Genomic DNA, 19,078 nt, shown 5'->3' with positions numbered 1-19,078 from the left:
CCGTATGAAAAAGAAAATATTATTTGTAGTTAGCAATTTAAGACGAACTGGGCCAGTTAACCAATTGTCTTATATTATATCTCATTTAGATTTAGATAAATATGAATGCAGGGTGTTAACACTTTCTCCTGAACCTGTGGACTCAAAGTTTGAAAGCTATATTTCCCAAGGGATCATTGTCGATACTCTTTCTTTGACTCGGGTTCAAAGTGTCTTGTTTGGCAGCTCTAAGTTGTCTCAATATGTAAATAATTATTCTCCGGATATTATTCAGACACAAGGTGTTAGAGCAGATTCATTAGGTTGCGCTCTTAAAAATAAAATTCCTTGGGTTACTACTTCTCGAAATTTCCCAATTGAGGATTATCCATCAAAGTTTGGTAAATTTAAAGGTACGTTGATGGCCAAGAAGCATATTAAAGTGCTAGCTCAGTGCAAATATTTGGTTTCTTGTTCTAACGCGATAGCATCTAAATTGAAAAATGTTGGTATAACGTCAACTATTATTTCAAATGGTGTCCCTCCAAGTTGTTTACCTATAATTGAAAATATGGATACAGCTACAATAAAGCTGATTACAGTTGGTAGTCTTATTCCCAGAAAGAATATGGAGTACTTGGTAAGATTGAGTAATAAACTTGATGAGTTGAATTTACAACATGAATTTATAGTCTTAGGTGATGGTCCATTATTGAATGAATTAAAAATGCTCGCTAATGGCCGTATGAAATTTATTGGGAACGTTAATAATGTAGAGGATTATTTATCCAGTTCTAATGTTTTCTTGTCATCCTCCCTATCTGAAGGCTTGCCTAATACTGTCCTTGAAGCTATATCATTCGGAGTTCCTGTTTTTTTGTCTAATATTCCACCCCACCGTGAAATAGCAGATAAGTTGCCGGAAAATTCTAGTTATATTTTCTCTTTAAGTACTCCTCCTGAAACTTTAGCTATAGAGTTTATTAGTAATATTAATATGATTTGTAGTGTAGATAGAGGCGAGTTAGCTGATGTGGCTAATAGTAAATTCGGAGCTAAAGCTATGTCTGAAAAATATCAAAAAATATATGAGGCTTCTGTAAATGAGTGATGATTATAACCCTTTAGAAAAAATGATAGCACGAGTACTATCTAGTAGCCCAGGATTAAAGAAGGTCGTAAAACTTTCCTACTCTTATATTTTTTACCTCCTAAAAAAGAAAAATTATAAATATCACTCAGAAGAAATAGTTGAGGTTATAGAAGATAATAATAATGAAACTTTCTTTGGGTATTACGATAAAACTCCTGATAATGGGAAAGGGCATGTTTTGGTATTTAATACTACTGGATCAACAGATATCTTACCCAAAAATATAGATTCAATTGATCTTGATGTTTATTGTCTTAAATCTAAGAGGTTTATTCTTTCAGAAAGAATAAATATTTCGGCTTTTAATTGGCAGCAAGCTAGTAGAGCTCATTGGTTAGATGAAGATATATTTGTTTACAACAACTTCGATTCATTGACAAATACATATAAAACTTATAAGTATTCTGTTTCTGCTCAAAAAATTATTGATTCATATGAAAATGCTGTGCAAGATTCTTTCAAAAATGAATACATGCTGTCAATTTGTTATAAGTCTCTTGCATTGTTACGACCCGACTATGGTTATTTTAAACACGAAGGCAATACACTGCCAAATTACGATGAAACAGGTATCTTCAAATGTGATTATAATTCTCACGAAGAAAAAATGTTATTTTCTGTAAGCGATGTTTTTAATTTTAGGTTTGAAGGGAATAGAGATAGTTTTAGGCACAAATTGAACCATGTAATGATTTCGCCTAATGGTGAGCTCTTTATCTTCATGCACAGGTATTATAATGATAGTGGAAGAAGGCTCGATCGTTTGATCTTAGCCAATTCTAACGGAGAATTATTAAGAGTATTATCAGATTATCAAATGGTTAGTCATTGTTTTTGGTATGATGAAACTACTATACTGGGTTATTTACGCTCTCCTGAAGGTAAAGATGCATATTGGTTAATAAATATAGAATCTGGTGATTTTTCAGCGTTCCACGATAATGTATTTGCCAACCGTGGGGATGGGCACCCATCTGTTAATGGCGATTATATTATCACGGATACTTACCCTAATAAATCGAGAATGCAGTCTTTGTTTGTAACGAAGAAAAATTCTTCATTGGAAGTTCAAGTTGGTGAGTTTTTCCATGGTTTTAAGTTTTCTGGCGAAACTCGTTGCGACTTACACCCTCGATTCTCAAAAGATGGAAATACTATATTCTTTGATTCGATTTTTAGCGGTAAAAGACACTTATGTTATATAGATATTAACATGGCAAAAAAGAAGCTTGATGATGATATATAAAAAAGTTGCTATTGCAATGTCTGTGTATAAATCAGATGTCTCCCAAAACATTAAACTATCAGTAGATAGTATATTGATGCAAAGTTACTCGAATTTGGATGTTTTTATTGAAGTCGATGGTTATATATCTGAAGATTGTGTCGAACTGTTAGGTTTTTATTCTAAACTAGATAACGTATTTGTTAATTTTAACTCGGAAAATCGAGGGTTAGCAACGAGATTAAATAACATTCTTGAAAAGATAATAGAAATTGGTGAATATACTTATATCGCAAGAATGGATGCTGATGACATTGCGTTTTCAGAAAGAATTACTGAGCAAGTAAACTTTCTAGAAAATAATTCAGAAGTATCTGTTATCGGTACCGATTTGATTGAAATTTCTGATACTGGGGAGGAAATTTTCCATAAGAGGATGCATTATGATCATCATAGTATTTCTATGAATATTATTAAAAAGTGCCCTTTTAGCCATCCAACAGTAATGTTTAGAGAAAATGTGTTTAGTAAATCTTATATTCGATATAAACCAGAACTAATGAATACGCAAGATTATTACTTGTGGGTTGATTTGTTAAGTGCAGGTTATAAGTTTGCAAATATTTCTAAACCGCTACTTTATTATAGGGTGAATGGCGACTTTCATTCGAGAAGGGGTTGGAAAAAGGCTATGAACGATTTACGGTCTAGAATTTATGCCTTTAACAAATTGGATGCACTTTCTTTTTCAAATGTTCTTCATACATTGTTGCTTTTCTTATTGAGAGTTTCCCCATCATTTATTAAATCTACAGCGTATAAGTTTCTAAGGTAGTTAAAAAATTAATTTTAATTTTGGCTATCCATTAACTTAACTGTTAGATTTTTCTATGGATATGACTTTTATATTTGTTACCATTTTTCAATGGTCATTTTAGGTAAAGTCGATTTTATAGCTAAACAGCTTGACCCCTTTTATCTAACAAACAAACTACGAGTTCTATGCTATTTACAAGCATGGATTTTAATGTCTTTTTTAATCTATTAACTTACCAGTTGGCTAATATATGAAAATTGCAATTGCCGGTACAGGCTATGTAGGCTTATCAAATGCGATGCTATTGTCACAGCATCATGATGTTATCGCGGTCGATATTATCGAAGAGAAAGTACAACTACTGAACGATAAACGCTCTCCGATTGTCGATGCTGAAATTGAAGATTTCTTGGCGAATAAGCCATTAAACTTTACCGCGACACTTGATAAAGAGTTGGCGTATTCAAATGCCGATTATGTGGTTATTGCTACCCCTACTGATTATGACGTAGAGACGAACTACTTCAATACCTCATCGGTTGAAGCGGTCATTAAAGATGTGATGGCGATTAACCCAAATGCGGTGATGGTGATCAAATCTACCGTGCCTGTGGGTTATACCGCGCGTATTAAAGAGGAACTTGAATGTGAAAACCTTATGTTTTCACCTGAGTTCCTACGTGAAGGTAAAGCCTTATACGATAACCTGCACCCATCTCGTATTGTAGTCGGTGAGCGCTCTGAGCGCGCGACAGTATTCGCGAACTTGTTGTTAGAAGGTGCGGTTAAGAAAGACGTTGAGATCCTGTATACCGATTCAACCGAAGCCGAAGCCGTAAAGCTGTTCTCTAACACTTACTTGGCGCTTCGTGTTGCTTACTTTAATGAGCTAGATACCTATGCAGAATCGCACGGGTTAGATACGCGTCAAATTATCGATGGTGTGAGTTTAGACCCTCGCATTGGTTCTCATTACAACAACCCTTCATTTGGTTACGGTGGTTACTGCTTACCAAAAGATACTAAGCAACTGCGTGCTAACTACTCTGATGTGCCAAATAATATTATTGGAGCGATTGTGGATTCTAATACCACACGTAAAGATTTTATTGCCGACTCTATTATTAAAAGAAACCCAAGACGCGTTGGTATCTACCGATTAGTGATGAAGTCAGGCTCTGACAATTTCCGCGCTTCGAGCATTCAAGGCATTATGAAACGCCTTAAAGCAAAAGGCATTGAAGTGGTGGTGTTTGAACCAGAGCTTAAAGAAAAAGAGTTCTTCCACTCATTAGTATTAACGGATTTCGAGCAGTTTAAGTCAGGCTGTGATGTGATTGTTTCAAACCGCATGGCTCAAGAGTTAGCGGATGTAAAAGACAAAGTGTATACGCGCGATTTATTCGGTTCAGACTAAGGGATAAGAAATGAAGTATTTGGTAACGGGCGCTGCAGGGTTTATCGGTAGTGCAGTAGTAGAGCAGCTAACGGCGAAAGGTCATCAAGTGGTTGGCGTTGATAACCTGAATGATTATTACGATGTCGCTTTGAAAGAAGCGCGCCTAGCGCGTATTCAACATGCTAATTTTAAACTGGTTCAGTTAGACATTGCCGATCGAGATGGTGTCGCTAGCTTGTTTGAAACTGAGCAATTTGACCAAGTGATTCACCTGGCTGCACAAGCGGGAGTTCGCTACTCTATTGAAAACCCACATGCCTATGCCGATTCAAACTTAGTCGGCCATTTGAACATTCTGGAAGGGTGTCGTCACAATAAGGTGAAGCACTTGGTGTATGCCTCTTCAAGCTCTGTTTACGGCTTAAATGCTAAAACACCGTTTGCAACGTCAGATTCGGTGGATCACCCAGTTTCATTGTACGCTGCGACCAAGAAGTCGAATGAGCTGATGGCGCACAGCTATTCTCACTTATACGACATTCCAACCACAGGCTTACGCTTCTTTACTGTGTATGGTTCGTGGGGCCGCCCAGATATGGCACCGTTTATCTTCACTAAGAAGATCCTTGATGGCGATACTATTGATATCAACAACAATGGTGATATGTGGCGCGATTTTACCCACGTAAACGATATTGTTGAAGGTGTGGTACGCATCGCAGATGTTGTACCAACACGTGATAACGACTGGACGGTAGAAGCGGGTTCTCCAGCAACCAGCTCTGCACCTTATGCCGTATATAACATTGGTCACGGCTCGCCAATCAACCTGATGGATTTTGTTAAGGCCATTGAAGGTGAGCTGGGCATTGAAGCGAAGAAAAACTTCAGAGAAATGCAGCCTGGTGATGTATACCAAACTTATGCAGACACCCAAGACTTGTTTGCAGCAACGGGTTACACGCCTAAAGTTAGCGTTAAAGAAGGCGTCGCTGAGTTTATTCAGTGGTACCGCGAGTTTTACAACAAGTAGAGTTTCAAGTCTCCACTTGGAAACGACTCGCTTTGTTTCAAGTAATACCCAGTCTACCAATAACACCTTCTGATACCTAAAGTGCCTCATTCCATACTGGTTTGAGGCACTTTTCTTCGTTATATCTGTTTTATCCACAATATTTTTATATATACGTCAGTTAATAACACATAAGAATTTAAATAATGATCAAACACTGCTTATTCCCTGCAGCCGGTTATGGCACGCGTTTTTTACCTGCAACTAAATCCATGCCAAAAGAAATGATGCCTATCGTTAACAAGCCGCTTATTGAATATGGCGTTGACGAGGCGATCCAAGCGGGCATGACCAGCATGGCCGTTGTTACTGGCCGTGGCAAAAGCTCATTAATGGATCACTTTGATAAGAACTATGAGCTTGAGCATCAAATCCAAGGCACGAATAAAGAGCCTTTGCTGGATAATATTCGCTCTCTGATTGATTCGGCGCAGTTCACTTTTATTCGCCAGCGCGAAATGAAAGGGTTAGGCCATGCCATTTTAACAGGCAAAGAACTGGTGGGTGATAACCCATTTGCGGTTGTTTTAGCTGATGACCTTTGCATTAATGATGACAAAGGCGTGTTAGCACAAATGGCCGCGCTGTATCGCCAGTTCCGCTGCTCTATTGTCGCGGTTGAAGAGGTACCAGAATCTGAAACCCACAAGTACGGCGTGATTGCCGGAGAGCACCTAAGTGATGACTTGATTCGCATTACCGATATGGTCGAGAAGCCTGAGCAGGGCACAGCGCCAAGTAACCTCGCGATCATTGGGCGCTACATCTTAACCCCAGACATCTTCGATATTTTGGAAGACACATTGCCGGGCAAAGGCGGCGAAATCCAAATTACGGATGCGCTGTTAGAGCAAGCCCAAAAGGGTTGTGTGATTGCGTACAAGTTTAAAGGTAAGCGTTTTGATTGTGGTAGCGTCGATGGCTATATCGAAGCGACGAACTACTGTTATAAAAACGTCTATCTGAAAGGCAGCAAAGCAGAAATGGACCAAACGGCTACAGAAAAGGTGTAGCGCATATAAATTCGCTGAATTGCGATAGTTTTTATCTTTATTGCTGTCGCTTCATTGTTCCATGGAATCACCTTTTTCTAACAATCCCCAAGGCTTTAACCAATGTCACTGTTTGAATACTTTGTCGAACTTTCCCTGTTCTTCTTTCTTTCCTTTTCGGTGTTGTACTGTATGCGTAAAGTGGGCTACGCCATAGGTCTAGTCGATAAACCGAATGCCAGAAAACATCATGAAGGTGTGGTTCCTTTGGTCGGCGGGATCTCTCTCTGCATTACTGTGTTGTACTTCCTTTACGTGAATGCAGCTGAGTTCAAGAATGTAGAGATAGCCGCAGCGTGCTTAACGGCACTGGTATTGATTGGAGTGGCCGACGACCGTTTTGATATCAGCTTTAAGCTCCGAATGGGCGTGCAAGCCATCTTAGCTCTGATCATCATGCATTATTCTGGATTAACCCTCTCTCATGCTGGTGATGTGTTCGGATTAGGCGTGCTAGATTTCCCAATAGTGGTCGACAGTATTGTTACTGTAATTGCCGTGATTGCTGCCATTAACGCTTTTAACATGGTCGATGGTATTGATGGGCTGCTGGGTGGCTTAAGCATGGTGGTGTTTGCATCGTTAGGTGTGGTGTTCTTCGCTTATGAACTCGAGTTTTACGCCTTTTTTATGGCAGTGATGGTGGTGATCTTATTACCCTTTGTGCTGTTTAATTTAGGGTATTTTGGCAAACTGCGTAAAGTGTTTATGGGCGATGCCGGCAGCATGATGATCGGCTTCATTGTCATCTGGGTGTTAATTGGCGGAACGCAACACGAGGAGGCCAAGTATATGATTAGACCTGTGACCGCCTTGTGGTTAATCGCGGTGCCTTTGATTGATATGATGGCCATTATGATCCGTCGGATTCGTAAGGGGCATTCTCCGTTCCATCCTGACCGCGAGCATTTTCACCACATCATGCAGCGCATCGGTTTTACACCTCGAGAGTCTTTAGTGGTGATTTGCTTGGTGCAATTGGTGTACTCAACGCTCGGGTTACTAGGCGAATACTTCCAAGTACCAGAATACATTATGTTCTACACCATTGTTGCGTGTTTCTTATTGCACACTTACGCGATGACGCACTCGTTTAAAATGGCCAAGATTCTAAGAAAGTGGAAGAAGTTAGAGGAAAAGCCATCTGAGGAAGCTGCAGTATTATAAGGTGATGGAAGTGAAGAAATAACAACATTTTCATGTTTATAGCAGCGGCAGTTAGCTTCCCTTATCGTCTGTTTCATTCATCGTTGTCTGTTGTTGTTGTTGTTGTTGTTGTTGTTGTTGTTGTTGTTGTTGTTGTTGTTGTTGTTGTTGTTGTTGTTGATGATGATTGGTCCATTCAGTTTTCAGGTTGCCATAACTCAAGCTATAATGAGCAAAAGGGCCCAATCTCAAGATGAGGTTGGGCCCTTTTTACGTTTAACTTGAGAAGTTTTAGACTTGAGCGCTTTTGCTCTCAATCATCTTCAATTGAAAACCTAAGCCATTAATACACTTCTAATCACTAGTAGACTTTTTCTGGAAGGTTACGCCAACTTCTAATCCAGCTTGTGATGCGCCAAACATAGCTCATGGCTACAGTGTATGAAGCAAAACACATCATAAACAGGATGAACATAGTTGATTCTGCGATCTCTAGGAATTCACCGTAGATACCGAAGCCAGCAAAGCTACTTGCGATGGCACAAATGATGGCGAGCGTTTGACGCGATGTAAAACCAAGGCGTTGGAAAATATGGTGTAGGTGTTCACGGTCGGGCTTGAAAGGGGAGTCACCGCGTCGTACGCGTCTGAACATGATGGCAGCCATGTCCATCAGCGGGACAGCAATTAGCCATAATGCAGTAATCGGTCGCATCATAGCTTCTGATGGATCTTGGCTTGCGCCCAGCAGTAACCAAATCACAGTAAAGCCAATCATCATGCTGCCAGCATCACCCATGAAAACTCTACGCTCTCGTCCAAGAATACCGAGATTCATTAAGATATAGGGAATAGTCGCGGCAATGAATACAGCACACAAGTAAGCTAAGCCGTGTTGACTGTCGATTTTAAGCAAAATGGCGATACCCGCAAAGGTCACAATCGCAAGGCCACCTAACAGGCCATCAATGCCATCGACCATATTGAACGCATTGATAGCACCAATCACAGCAAGTACCGTGACTACAGGGCTAAGAAACCCTAAATGCAGTTCTCCGGTTCCAAAGAGGTTACCAATGTGCTCTAGTCGGATATCGGCGAAATACATCATGCAAATGGAGAGGATCGCTTGAACCACAAGGCGAATCTTGAAACTGATATCGAATTTATCATCAAGAGCGCCGATAAAAATCAGCGCGGCGATAGAGGCTAAAAAGAGCTGGCTATGGGGGATCACATCGGGGTGCGTGACGATAAACTGGCCTATCGATAAGCTGATAGCGATACCGCCTACAAGTGGGATCGCACCCTTGTGCAGCTTTCTTTCATTGGGTTTATCTACTAAGCCGATGACTTTTGCTACTTTTCGCATTAAAAAGAGTGAGGAAAAGGAGAAGAAACCAACAAATGATAGCTCTAATAACATGATGAACTCTAGCCAATTTTTTGTATGAAGTTTAATTGCGTGCATCTTACGTTAAAAGTATCAATATGTACACTCAGTTGAGTATGTTTTGTTCGTTGTTTTTTGAGTGTGACATTTGGTTTTAGTATGTAATTTAATGTTAACTAAGAATGGTGACTACGCTGCTTTAGTCAGTATTATTGCTTAGGCTTTGTAGGTGCCTTAAACACAAAATGACATTTTTTTTCATATCCGATCCGCCTACCTGAGCCCTTTCTTGATCTTCCACTACAGTTTTGACTGTAAACTGTAGTAAAATTACGCTAATTTGTTTTTATACCGATTTATTTTGAATTGAACGAGGTCAGTCCTATGTCAGCTAAGAAGCCAATGGCTCTAGTGATCCTTGACGGTTACGGTTACCGTGAAGACAACCAAGACAACGCTATCGCGAACGCTAATACGCCTGTATTAGACGGTCTTATTGCTAACCAACCTAACACGCTAATCTCGGCTTCTGGCTTAGATGTAGGCCTACCTGATGGCCAAATGGGTAACTCTGAAGTGGGTCACACCAACATCGGTGCGGGTCGCGTGGTATACCAAGATTTAACGCGTATTACTAAATCAATCGCAGACGGCGAGTTCGGTCAAACTGAAGCGCTAGTGAATGCTGTTGATAAAGCGGTTAAAGCAGACAAAGCCGTGCACATCATGGGCCTTATGTCTCCAGGTGGCGTTCACTCTCATGAAGACCACATCTACGCAGCTGTTGAAATGGCAGCAGAGCGCGGCGCAGAGAAAATCTACCTACACGCATTCCTAGACGGTCGTGATACGCCGCCACGTAGCGCAGAAAACACATTAGCGCGTTTCCAAGATCTATTCGCTAAACTAGGCAAAGGCCGTGTGGCTTCGCTTATTGGTCGTTACTACGCAATGGACCGTGATAACAACTGGGATCGCGTTCAAGAATCTTACGACCTGCTTACTCAAGCGAAAGGTGACTTCACGTTTGATACAGCCGTTGCTGGCCTAGAAGCGGCTTACGCTCGTGATGAAAACGATGAGTTTGTAAAAGCGACTGAAATCAAAGCGGAAGGCGAAGAATCAGCAGCTATCGTTGATGGTGATGCGGTTATCTTCATGAACTACCGTGCTGACCGTGCTCGTGAAATTACACGTGCGTTCGTGCCTAACTTCGACGGTTTTGAGCGTAATGTATTCCCAGCGATCGATTTCGTGATGCTGACTCAATACGCAGCCGACATCCCGCTTCTATGTGCATTCCCACCGGCTTCTCTAGAGAACACCTACGGTGAATGGCTATCGAAAGAAGGCAAAACGCAGCTACGTATCTCTGAAACAGAGAAATACGCGCACGTGACGTTTTTCTTCAACGGCGGTAAAGAAGACGAGTTTGAAGGCGAAGAGCGTCAGCTTGTTGCTTCTCCAAAAGTAGCGACTTACGACCTACAGCCAGAAATGAGCGCACCAGAGCTTACTGAAAAGCTTGTTGCAGCAATCAAAGGCGGCAAATACGACGCTATCGTTTGTAACTTCCCTAACTGTGACATGGTTGGCCACACTGGCGTTTACGATGCAGCGGTTAAAGCCGTAGAGTCGCTAGACGAATGTCTGGGTAAAGTGGTTGAAGCAATCAAAGAAGCCGATGGCCAACTGCTTATCACCGCTGACCACGGTAACGCGGAAATGATGGTAAACCCAGAAACGGGCGGCATTCACACAGCGCACACTAACCTACCAGTTCCACTTATCTACGTGGGCAGCAAAGACGTTGAGTTCAAAGAAGGCGGCAAGCTGTCTGACCTAGCACCAACGATGCTGTCTCTGTCTGGTATTGATATCCCAGCAGAAATGTCAGGTGAAGTGATCGTTAAATAGCTTTTAACTTTCATCGAATACTAGAACGGCTGCATGCGAGTGTGGCCGTTTTTTTGTATCTGGAATTTGAGTATAGATACGGGATGCGAGTAAACGAGATTCGAAGAGCTTAAGAGCAGATGGGTGGTATGGGTAAACGAGATGCGAAGAGCTTAAGGGCAGATACGGGATACGAGTAAACGAGATTCGCAGAGCTAAACGTTATTTGCAGAGTATGCAGTGTTGAATGAGTAGTTGTTCTAAGTTTTGTTTTTGCAATGCGATCACATCAACAATTACTCTCGTTTCTTTCGGATGAGCTGACGGTAACGTTCGGTAGATAATACGAAAACGATCGAGATGAAATTCGCGAAAGTTTTTCACTCCAAGCTCTAGTAAAGAAGGGGCAATGTTTGCAGCATGAGGGTTATCAGAAACTAAGGCTTCAAATCGGTCGAGAAGAGCTTCTATGCGTTCAATAACAGCCACTTCACTAGAATAATCACTTAAGTAATTAATTAAAGCATCAAGTAATTGCTCAAAGGTGTCTGTGTACTCGATGGTTGTCATATTATTGAACCGATTGTTTACGCTTTGCCAATTTATCTCGAATCTGAGAGCTGGAATTTACTCGGCCATGTTTTTCATCATCAATAGAAAACGACAATAGTTTCATTAGCGCTATAGCTTCATCTCTACGTTTTCGATCTTCATAAGATTCAATCGTATAAGCGGGCTTACCATTTTGAGTAATGGTCATAGGCTCAGATAAATCGAGGTTAGCCGCGTGCTTTTTTAAGTAACTTATCGTTTCAGTGGACATTATCATCATCTCTTAATGTGGAAGTTTAAATGTAGACTATATTTAGTCTGATGACAATGGCGCTTCTTGATGGTGAAACTTTATATTATTGATCTAGCGAGATAAGGTTTGCTTCTTTTTATTCAAAACCGAACGCTCAAAATCCAACAACCATTCTTTGCGGTTCATGCCGCCGGTGTAGCCCGTTAATGTGCCGTTCGCCCCAATCACTCGATGGCAGGGGACAACAATGCTAAATGGGTTCTTACCGTTCGCACCACCTACTGCTCTTACTGCTTTCGGGTTATCCATTCTTTTCGCTTGTTCACCGTAGCTGATGGTTTCCCCATAAGGGATACTGGTCAACGCGACCCATGCCTTGCGTTGAAAATCGGTGCCTTTAGGTTCTAAAGGTAAATCAAAGCTGGTGCGTTTTCCTGCAAAGTATTCGTCTAGTTGGCGAGATACTCTAAGGCATAACTCGTCGGGGTTTTCTGTAAGCTCTGGTTCGGTATTGATATGGTCAATTTCAATAAGCGACACACCATTACTCACAATGATCATCTTGCCAATCGGTGCGTCATACAGCATTTTGTAAGTGGTGTCTTCCATGTCATCTTCCTTCTTCTAGTCTTTTTTTGCTCTCAAGTTCTTAGAATCTCGATACCCGAATCTCTCATCTGCTTTTTTAGGCTCTTCGAATCTCGATACTCGAATCCCGTATCTGCTCTAAAAATCTCTTCGCATCCCGTTTACTCGCATCCCGCATCTGCTTTAACCCTTATACGAAGCGCAAACAAGTACCCGGATATTCCGCCCATGATGTTTCCTAGTGCTAAGCCAACAAACATCCCTTCGACACCATCGATTTGGCTACCTATCCACGCAAAGGGTAAGGTGAAGACAAACAGGCGCATGAAGCTCCATTGGAATGCTTTAAGTGGTTGATGCATCGCGTTCATGCCGCTGATCAACATCATCACAATGCCTTGAAATCCATAGCTAAAGGGTACAACTAACAGGTAATGCCACAATATGCCTCGCACCGATTCTTCTTGAGAGAAAAGGGCGGCTAAAGGAATGCTCAGTGGCACCATCATTAAGAAGACCAACCCTTGGAATAATATGGCAAAGCGCATGCTTAGAAACAGAGCCTTAAAGCTGCGTTGGGGGTTGTTTGCGCCAAAGTTCTGAGCCATGAAAGGCGTAAGAGCCGAAGTCAGAGACATCAACACAATGATAAGAATGGATTCAATACGTTGCGCTGCGCCATACGCCGCCACGGCTTCGGTACCTTGTTTGGCCAGCATCATCATGATGATGGCACCCGCTAATGGATTTAGTGCGTTAGACAGAGCGGCTGGTGTGCCTATTTTTAGGATCTGTCGCCAGTCATTGATGATGTTTTTCAGTTTTGGAGGAGCAAGCAGTTTTTCTCGTACGGTCAACACGTACAGTGATCCACACAAAGCACCAAACCAACTGAAACCACTGGCAATGGCTGCGCCTTGAATCCCCAGTTCAGGAAAAGGCCCATAACCGAAGATGAGTAGTGGATCTAAAACGCCATTGATAAGCCCTGCGAGCAGCATGATCTTGGCGGGCGTTTTCGTGTCACCGGTTGCTCGAATCGCGCTGTTGCCTGCCATGGGGATGACCAACAATGGGATCGCGAGATACCACACCGACATATATTCCGATATCAGCGGCAACAACTCTTGCTTTGCCCCTAACAGGGTAAACATAGGTTCTAAGAAAGTAATACCTAGCGTAGAAGCGCAGCCGACAAGAAGCAGAGCCAGTAATAAGCCATGACAGGTAAAGCGTGCTGCATTTTGTGCGCAACCTTGGCCAAGCAATCGCCCAATACATGTCGATAAGCCAATGCCGATTCCCATGGTGATGCAGTTGATGCCAAAGGTGACTGGAAAGGTAAAGCTCACCGCTGCTAAGGCTTGGGTGCCGAGCAATGAGATGAAGAAAGTATCGACGAGGTTAAACATCAAGATCGCCACCATACCGAATATGGTCGGTATGGTCATGGTACGCAATGTACTCTCAATTGGGGCAGTTAATAGCCCGTGCTTATCTTGCATGTAAAACGCCGATAGAAACCAAAAGCGTAGGATAAACAGATGCGGGCGGGAAGGGAATAGCTTAAAAGCAGATACGAGATGCGGGTAAACGAGTATCGAAGAGCTAAAAGCGGAGAAAAGAAAAGCAGCCTTCTTTTGCTTAACCCCCTGACATTTACACAAGATTATTCGCAGGGGCGTTTTTGCTTTTCGTATCTCGCATCCCGTTTACTCGCATCTGCTCTTATCTGCTCTTATCTGCTCTTTGGATCACAATTTTTATCTTTTCCCCCTTGGGTTCTCCCACATCGCCCCAACATATTGGGTAACCCCATGCCAATCGTGGCAACTATCAAATTAAATGGAAATTATCAGGAGATCTGACCGATGAATATCCGTCCTCTACACGACCGAGTTATCGTTGAGCGCCAAGAAGTTGAATCTAAATCTGCTGGTGGCATCGTTCTAACTGGTTCTGCCGCTGAAAAATCAACGCGCGGTATTATTCTAGCTGTTGGCAAAGGCCGCATTTTAGAAAATGGTTCAGTACAACCATTGGACGTTAAAGTTGGCGATACTGTTATCTTTTCTGAAGGCTACGGCACTAAAACTGAAAAGATCGACGGCAAAGAAGTTCTGATCATGTCTGAAAACGACATCATGGCGATCGTTGAGTAATCCGCGCCACACATTGAACTGATTTAATAAAGAATTTTAAAGGAAATTAAGATGGCTGCTAAAGACGTTAAATTTGGTAACGACGCACGTATTAAAATGCTAGAAGGTGTAAACGTTCTGGCTGACGCAGTAAAAGTAACGCTAGGTCCTAAAGGCCGTAACGTTGTTCTAGACAAATCATTTGGCGCACCGACTATCACTAAAGATGGTGTTTCAGTTGCACGTGAAATCGAACTTGAAGACAAGTTCCAAAACATGGGCGCACAAATGGTTAAAGAAGTGGCTTCGCAAGCGAATGACGCGGCGGGCGACGGAACAACTACAGCAACAGTATTGGCTCAGTCTATTATCGCTGAAGGCCTAAAAGCGGTTGCTGCTGGCATGAACCCAATGGATCTTAAGCGCGGCATCGACAAAGCGGTTATCGCGGCAGTTGAAGAGCTGAAGAACCTTTCTGTTCCTTGTTCAGACACGAAAGCTATTGCTCAAGTAGGTACTATCTCTGCGAACTCTGATTCGACAGTAGGTAACATCATTGCTGAAGCGATGGAAAAAGTAGGTCGTGATGGCGTAATCACGGTTGAAGAAGGTCAGGCTCTACAAGATGAGCTAGACGTAGTTGAAGGTATGCAGTTCGACCGCGGTTACCTGTCTCCTTACTTCATCAACAACCAAGAAGCCGGTTCTGTTGACCTAGATAGCCCGTTCATTCTTCTTATCGACAAGAAAGTGTCGAACATCCGTGAACTTCTTCCGACTCTAGAAGCGGTTGCTAAGGCATCTCGTCCACTTCTTATCATCGCTGAAGATGTAGAAGGCGAAGCGCTGGCAACTCTTGTTGTGAACAACATGCGTGGCATCGTTAAAGTGGCTGCGGTTAAAGCACCTGGTTTCGGCGACCGTCGTAAATCTATGCTGCAAGACATCGCTATCCTAACGGGCGGCACGGTTATCTCTGAAGAGATCGGCCTAGACCTTGAGAAAGTAACGCTAGAAGACCTAGGTCAAGCTAAGCGCATTACGATCACTAAAGAAAACTCAACCATCATCGATGGTGCGGGTAATGAAGAGATGATCAAAGGTCGCGTTTCTCAAATTCGTCAACAAATCGAAGATGCGACGTCTGACTACGATAAAGAAAAACTTCAAGAGCGCGTAGCTAAGCTAGCTGGCGGTGTTGCAGTAATCAAAGTTGGCGCTGCGACTGAAGTTGAGATGAAAGAGAAGAAAGACCGCGTTGAAGATGCACTTCACGCAACTCGCGCTGCTGTTGAAGAAGGTGTGGTTGCTGGTGGTGGTGTTGCACTTATCCGCGCTGCATCTAAAGTTGCTGGCCTTGAGGGCGACAACGAAGAGCAAAACGTAGGTATCCGCGTTGCACTACGTGCAATGGAAGCGCCTATCCGTCAAATCACGACGAATGCTGGTGATGAAGAATCTGTTGTTGCTAACAACGTTCGTGCTGGCGAAGGTAACTACGGTTACAACGCGGCTACTGGCGAATACGGCGACATGATTGCAATGGGTATCCTAGATCCAACTAAGGTAACGCGTTCTGCACTTCAGTTCGCAGCATCAGTAGCAGGTCTTATGATCACAACAGAAGCGATGATCACTGACAAGCCACAAGATTCTGGCCCTGCAATGCCAGATATGGGTGGCATGGGCGGTATGGGTGGCATGGGCGGCATGATGTAATCATCCCCCTTTCTCGTAACAGAGAAAGTCATACATAAGCTTTGAAAACGGAGACTTCGGTCTCCGTTTTTATTCTTTTCGCATCTCGTTACTCGCATCCCGCATCTGCTCTTAACCATTGCTCTTTATGATTTTGCGTCTTATATTCAACAGTACAGTTATGACATTGGTCTAACATGGATAGCTGTTGAATAAAGGATAATAAATGCTTGATTGAAAATGGATTAATCAAGTCAACAATAAGTCAGTGGAGACTCCCCAATGAAAAAATTACTTTCAGTACTTGCTGTGTCTGCAGCAGTAATGGCACCGGCAGCATTTGCTTCTTCGCCTGTTATGTTTTCAACGATCAACGGCTTCAATGCTCCGGATTCAGATGCGGTTGGTGGTGTACGTTTGGCTCTGCTTCACGGACAAGTGAACGACCTTAAAGGTGTCGATCTTGCGGTTGTGGGTATGTCAGAAACACAAACCACGACGGGTGTGAACCTGGGTATCTTCGGTGCATCAAAAGTGAACCAAGAAATGACAGGTGCATCGCTTGGTTTCTTCAACTGGAATACCGGTAAAACAACGGGTCTTAACCTAGGTGCAGTGAACATCACTAATGATGTGAAAGGCGCGAACGTGAGCTTCGTCAACTACTCTGAAGGCAACACTATGGTTGATGTTGGTGCGGCGAACCTTTCAGAAGTGTCGACGGTTCAGGTTGGTATCTTCAACAAAACCAACAAAATCGAAGGCGTACAAATTGGCTTGATCAACTGTGCTGATAACGGCTTCTTCCCGTGCTTCCCGATTGTCAATTTCGCTAAATAGAATATGAATTTTACGAAATAGAACGCGGTTGAGCCTCTAGATTCACTATTGGTGAGTTAAGTGATTTATTAGTGCTCAAGCCTATCAATGCCTAAATTCTTTTGTTTAGGCATTATTCTTTTGTTTAAGCATTGTTCTTTTGTTTAGACACTGTTCTTTTGTTGAAATACTGTTGTTTCAATCCCCTTTCCGATTTACCTACCTCAAATTAGTTAATAAGCACTTGGTTTTATACTTTCTATTGCAGTATTTTTACTTATAAGTACAATGTGCGCTAAAATCACAACGTCGACTTATATGCTTTGATAAAACACCATACCATCGATTTTAAAAAGGCTTTCTTAAGCCTTACCGCCAGTTTTTTAGTCGTTTTGGGCTTATTGCTCGTTGATTCAGCGGAAGAATCAGATAAACAGTATGGAATCGAAAACCAAGGTGTCACGCGCTCTCTTGCTGAGCTCACAAAGATCATTAATGCCCTTGAATACAACATCACGGCACTTTACCCACTGCATGGCGATACTTATGTGTTCTCGCATGAAAAAAAGGTAGAGGGTGAGACGTGCTATTTCATCAGTGAGGAGCAACAAGCCCCTCGTTTTGACTTTATGTTCTCAGGCCCTAGCGAAATGTGCGATCCGAAGTCAGAGCTTAACTCTGAAGCCGGTAAGCGCTTATTCATCGCTCCAACCATGGCTTATTTTGCCAATACTATTGATACCATCTCTGCGATTTACTTTATCTCGAAAGAGAAGTTTATTATCTCTTCGCCTTCTGATTTTGCTCGCACGATTAAGGGCGATACCTTTGACTCTGTGGTGAACAGTCGTCCGTACTGGGTGAATACGATTCGTTTTGGCTTAGCGCAAGGTCAAGACCAAGTTGTCTATACGGGCCAATATGATGATTACCTGACGGGTAAAAAAGTCGTGACGTTAACCAAAGGCATTTACGTTAATGGTGAGTTTAAAGGGGTATTGGGTGTCGATGGCTATGTCTCTAACCTCGTATCGAACCCTACTCATGGTTATAAAGTCACCAGTACTCGAGGCGCAAACAAGTACGGGGTTATGGACTTTACCTATTCCAAGCCTTTGTATGTTGATGACATTAACACCCAGTTATATCTAAGTATTGAAGAAGAGAAGAGCGAGCACTTTCTGCATGTATTGGAGATGGAGAAGATTCAGCTTTCGATACTGTTTGTTTTGTATTTGCTCTCGGTTTTATGGCTATGGCGTTTTTATACAAGACAAGAACACCAGCGTTTGAATGACCTAGCAATGTGCGACCCATTAACTGGTTTACTGAATCGACGTGGCTTTGAAGCGAGATTACTGGCTCAGGACGAACAGCCGATTATTGGTGTTGGCGTGTTTGATATCGATGATTTTAAAGTGGTTAATGATCAGTATGGCCACAAAACGGGGGACGAGGTGATTTGCCATGTTGCTCAGTTGATGCTGAACAGCGTTAGGCAGCAAGATATCGTGGCACGGTTTGGTGGTGAAGAGTTTGTTGTCGCGATTACGGGTGAATCTTCTGAGTTGCTTTCGTCGATCTTTGAGCGAATTCAAAACGATATTAGCCTGCAAAGTTATCGATGCCCAACGGGTGACAAGGTGAATATTTCTGTTTCTGGTGGGGCGACGCTCTACTCTCTGTACAAGTTCGACAGCGTTGGTCACTTGTGGGAAAACCAGAGTATTCGTTCTTCGGATGAGCAGCTTTATAAGGCGAAAGCCGCGGGTAAGAATCAAGTGTGTATTCACGTGCATTAAGCGCTTGTCTAAAAACTCAAAGCCTAGTCGTTTGACTAGGCTTCTTTTTCGTTTCTAAGAATTTTCCTCTAAGAAATCGAATCTAAGGACAAA

The 19,078-nt window shown here is 42.4% G+C and carries 18 protein-coding genes; 12 read left to right on the top strand and 6 right to left on the bottom strand.

What is annotated here, in order from left to right; all coding sequences use genetic code 11:
• Nucleotides 1-4: 4 nt before the first annotated feature.
• The 7 genes from L3V35_RS19300 to wecA (L3V35_RS19270) all read left to right on the top strand — a co-directional run bounded on the left by L3V35_RS19300 (nucleotide 5) and on the right by wecA (L3V35_RS19270) (nucleotide 7,864).
• Nucleotides 5-1,090, top strand: coding sequence for a glycosyltransferase (locus tag L3V35_RS19300; RefSeq protein ID WP_237300495.1), 1,086 nt, complete (start codon nucleotides 5-7; stop codon nucleotides 1,088-1,090).
• Nucleotides 1,083-2,378 carry a glycosyl transferase gene (locus L3V35_RS19295; RefSeq protein WP_237300494.1) on the top strand — a complete coding sequence of 432 codons (1,296 nt, stop codon included), beginning with the start codon at nucleotides 1,083-1,085 and terminating at the stop codon, nucleotides 2,376-2,378. The genes L3V35_RS19300 and L3V35_RS19295 overlap by 8 nt, the downstream gene beginning before the upstream one ends.
• Nucleotides 2,365-3,192 (top strand): glycosyltransferase, encoded by an 828-nt coding sequence (locus L3V35_RS19290; RefSeq protein WP_237300493.1) that lies wholly within the window; start codon nucleotides 2,365-2,367, stop codon nucleotides 3,190-3,192. Before L3V35_RS19295 ends, L3V35_RS19290 begins: the two co-directional genes overlap by 14 nt.
• A gap of 232 nt (nucleotides 3,193-3,424) precedes the next feature.
• Entirely contained in the window at nucleotides 3,425-4,591 is a 1,167-nt protein-coding gene (locus L3V35_RS19285) for a nucleotide sugar dehydrogenase (RefSeq protein ID WP_237300492.1), read from the top strand.
• Between the two features lie 10 nt (nucleotides 4,592-4,601).
• Nucleotides 4,602-5,606 (top strand): NAD-dependent epimerase, encoded by a 1,005-nt coding sequence (locus tag L3V35_RS19280; protein ID WP_237300491.1) that lies wholly within the window; start codon nucleotides 4,602-4,604, stop codon nucleotides 5,604-5,606.
• A gap of 185 nt (nucleotides 5,607-5,791) precedes the next feature.
• Nucleotides 5,792-6,658 carry a UTP--glucose-1-phosphate uridylyltransferase GalU gene (gene galU, locus L3V35_RS19275; protein WP_237300490.1) on the top strand — a complete coding sequence of 289 codons (867 nt, stop codon included), beginning with the start codon at nucleotides 5,792-5,794 and terminating at the stop codon, nucleotides 6,656-6,658.
• A 102-nt stretch (nucleotides 6,659-6,760) separates the two neighbouring features.
• The gene (gene wecA, locus L3V35_RS19270) at nucleotides 6,761-7,864 is read left to right on the top strand and encodes a UDP-N-acetylglucosamine--undecaprenyl-phosphate N-acetylglucosaminephosphotransferase (RefSeq protein WP_102496994.1); all 1,104 of its coding nucleotides are present in this window, start codon (nucleotides 6,761-6,763) and stop codon (nucleotides 7,862-7,864) included.
• Between the two features lie 51 nt (nucleotides 7,865-7,915).
• Here the strand turns inward: wecA (L3V35_RS19270) and L3V35_RS19265 are convergent, their stop codons facing one another.
• Both L3V35_RS19265 and wecA (L3V35_RS19260) read right to left on the bottom strand, forming a co-directional pair.
• Nucleotides 7,916-8,095 (bottom strand): hypothetical protein, encoded by a 180-nt coding sequence (locus L3V35_RS19265; RefSeq protein WP_237300489.1) that lies wholly within the window; start codon nucleotides 8,093-8,095, stop codon nucleotides 7,916-7,918.
• A gap of 109 nt (nucleotides 8,096-8,204) precedes the next feature.
• Nucleotides 8,205-9,269 carry a UDP-N-acetylglucosamine--undecaprenyl-phosphate N-acetylglucosaminephosphotransferase gene (wecA, locus tag L3V35_RS19260; RefSeq protein WP_237300488.1) on the bottom strand — a complete coding sequence of 355 codons (1,065 nt, stop codon included), beginning with the start codon at nucleotides 9,267-9,269 and terminating at the stop codon, nucleotides 8,205-8,207.
• Nucleotides 9,270-9,620: 351 nt separating this feature from the next.
• Here wecA (L3V35_RS19260) and gpmM point away from each other — a divergent pair, with 351 nt between their 5' ends.
• Complete coding sequence (gene gpmM / locus L3V35_RS19255) at nucleotides 9,621-11,153, top strand: 2,3-bisphosphoglycerate-independent phosphoglycerate mutase (protein ID WP_237300487.1); 1,533 nt, start codon at nucleotides 9,621-9,623, stop codon at nucleotides 11,151-11,153.
• A 201-nt stretch (nucleotides 11,154-11,354) separates the two neighbouring features.
• Here the strand turns inward: gpmM and L3V35_RS19250 are convergent, their stop codons facing one another.
• The 4 genes from L3V35_RS19250 to L3V35_RS19235 form a co-directional block, all read right to left on the bottom strand.
• Entirely contained in the window at nucleotides 11,355-11,702 is a 348-nt protein-coding gene (locus L3V35_RS19250; protein ID WP_171315648.1) for a type II toxin-antitoxin system RelE/ParE family toxin, read from the bottom strand.
• Between the two features lies 1 nt (nucleotide 11,703).
• Complete coding sequence (locus L3V35_RS19245) at nucleotides 11,704-11,955, bottom strand: type II toxin-antitoxin system Phd/YefM family antitoxin (protein ID WP_102554070.1); 252 nt, start codon at nucleotides 11,953-11,955, stop codon at nucleotides 11,704-11,706.
• Between the two features lie 93 nt (nucleotides 11,956-12,048).
• The gene (locus L3V35_RS19240) at nucleotides 12,049-12,546 is read right to left on the bottom strand and encodes a methylated-DNA--[protein]-cysteine S-methyltransferase (RefSeq protein ID WP_237300486.1); all 498 of its coding nucleotides are present in this window, start codon (nucleotides 12,544-12,546) and stop codon (nucleotides 12,049-12,051) included.
• Nucleotides 12,547-12,686: 140 nt separating this feature from the next.
• On the bottom strand, nucleotides 12,687-14,030 hold the full coding sequence (locus L3V35_RS19235; RefSeq protein ID WP_237300485.1) for an MATE family efflux transporter: 1,344 nt from the start codon (nucleotides 14,028-14,030) through the stop codon (nucleotides 12,687-12,689).
• A 366-nt stretch (nucleotides 14,031-14,396) separates the two neighbouring features.
• Between L3V35_RS19235 and L3V35_RS19230 the strand changes: the two genes are divergently transcribed.
• The 4 genes from L3V35_RS19230 (at nucleotide 14,397) to L3V35_RS19215 (ending at nucleotide 18,985) form a co-directional block, all read left to right on the top strand.
• Nucleotides 14,397-14,687 carry a co-chaperone GroES gene (locus L3V35_RS19230; protein WP_076667770.1) on the top strand — a complete coding sequence of 97 codons (291 nt, stop codon included), beginning with the start codon at nucleotides 14,397-14,399 and terminating at the stop codon, nucleotides 14,685-14,687.
• 51 nt (nucleotides 14,688-14,738) lie between these two features.
• Complete coding sequence (gene groL / locus L3V35_RS19225; protein ID WP_017079119.1) at nucleotides 14,739-16,385, top strand: chaperonin GroEL; 1,647 nt, start codon at nucleotides 14,739-14,741, stop codon at nucleotides 16,383-16,385.
• A 261-nt stretch (nucleotides 16,386-16,646) separates the two neighbouring features.
• A complete protein-coding gene (locus L3V35_RS19220; protein WP_054542846.1) occupies nucleotides 16,647-17,204 on the top strand; it encodes a hypothetical protein in 558 nt (185 codons plus the stop codon).
• Between the two features lie 302 nt (nucleotides 17,205-17,506).
• A complete protein-coding gene (locus L3V35_RS19215; RefSeq protein ID WP_237300484.1) occupies nucleotides 17,507-18,985 on the top strand; it encodes a sensor domain-containing diguanylate cyclase in 1,479 nt (492 codons plus the stop codon).
• Nucleotides 18,986-19,078: the final 93 nt, after the last annotated feature.

Source organism: Vibrio sp. L5-1, assembly GCF_021728315.1.
GTDB lineage: Bacteria > Pseudomonadota > Gammaproteobacteria > Enterobacterales > Vibrionaceae > Vibrio > Vibrio splendidus_K.
The sequence above is the reverse complement of the archived record's forward strand: the minus strand, read 5'-3'. Positions and strand labels throughout refer to the sequence as shown.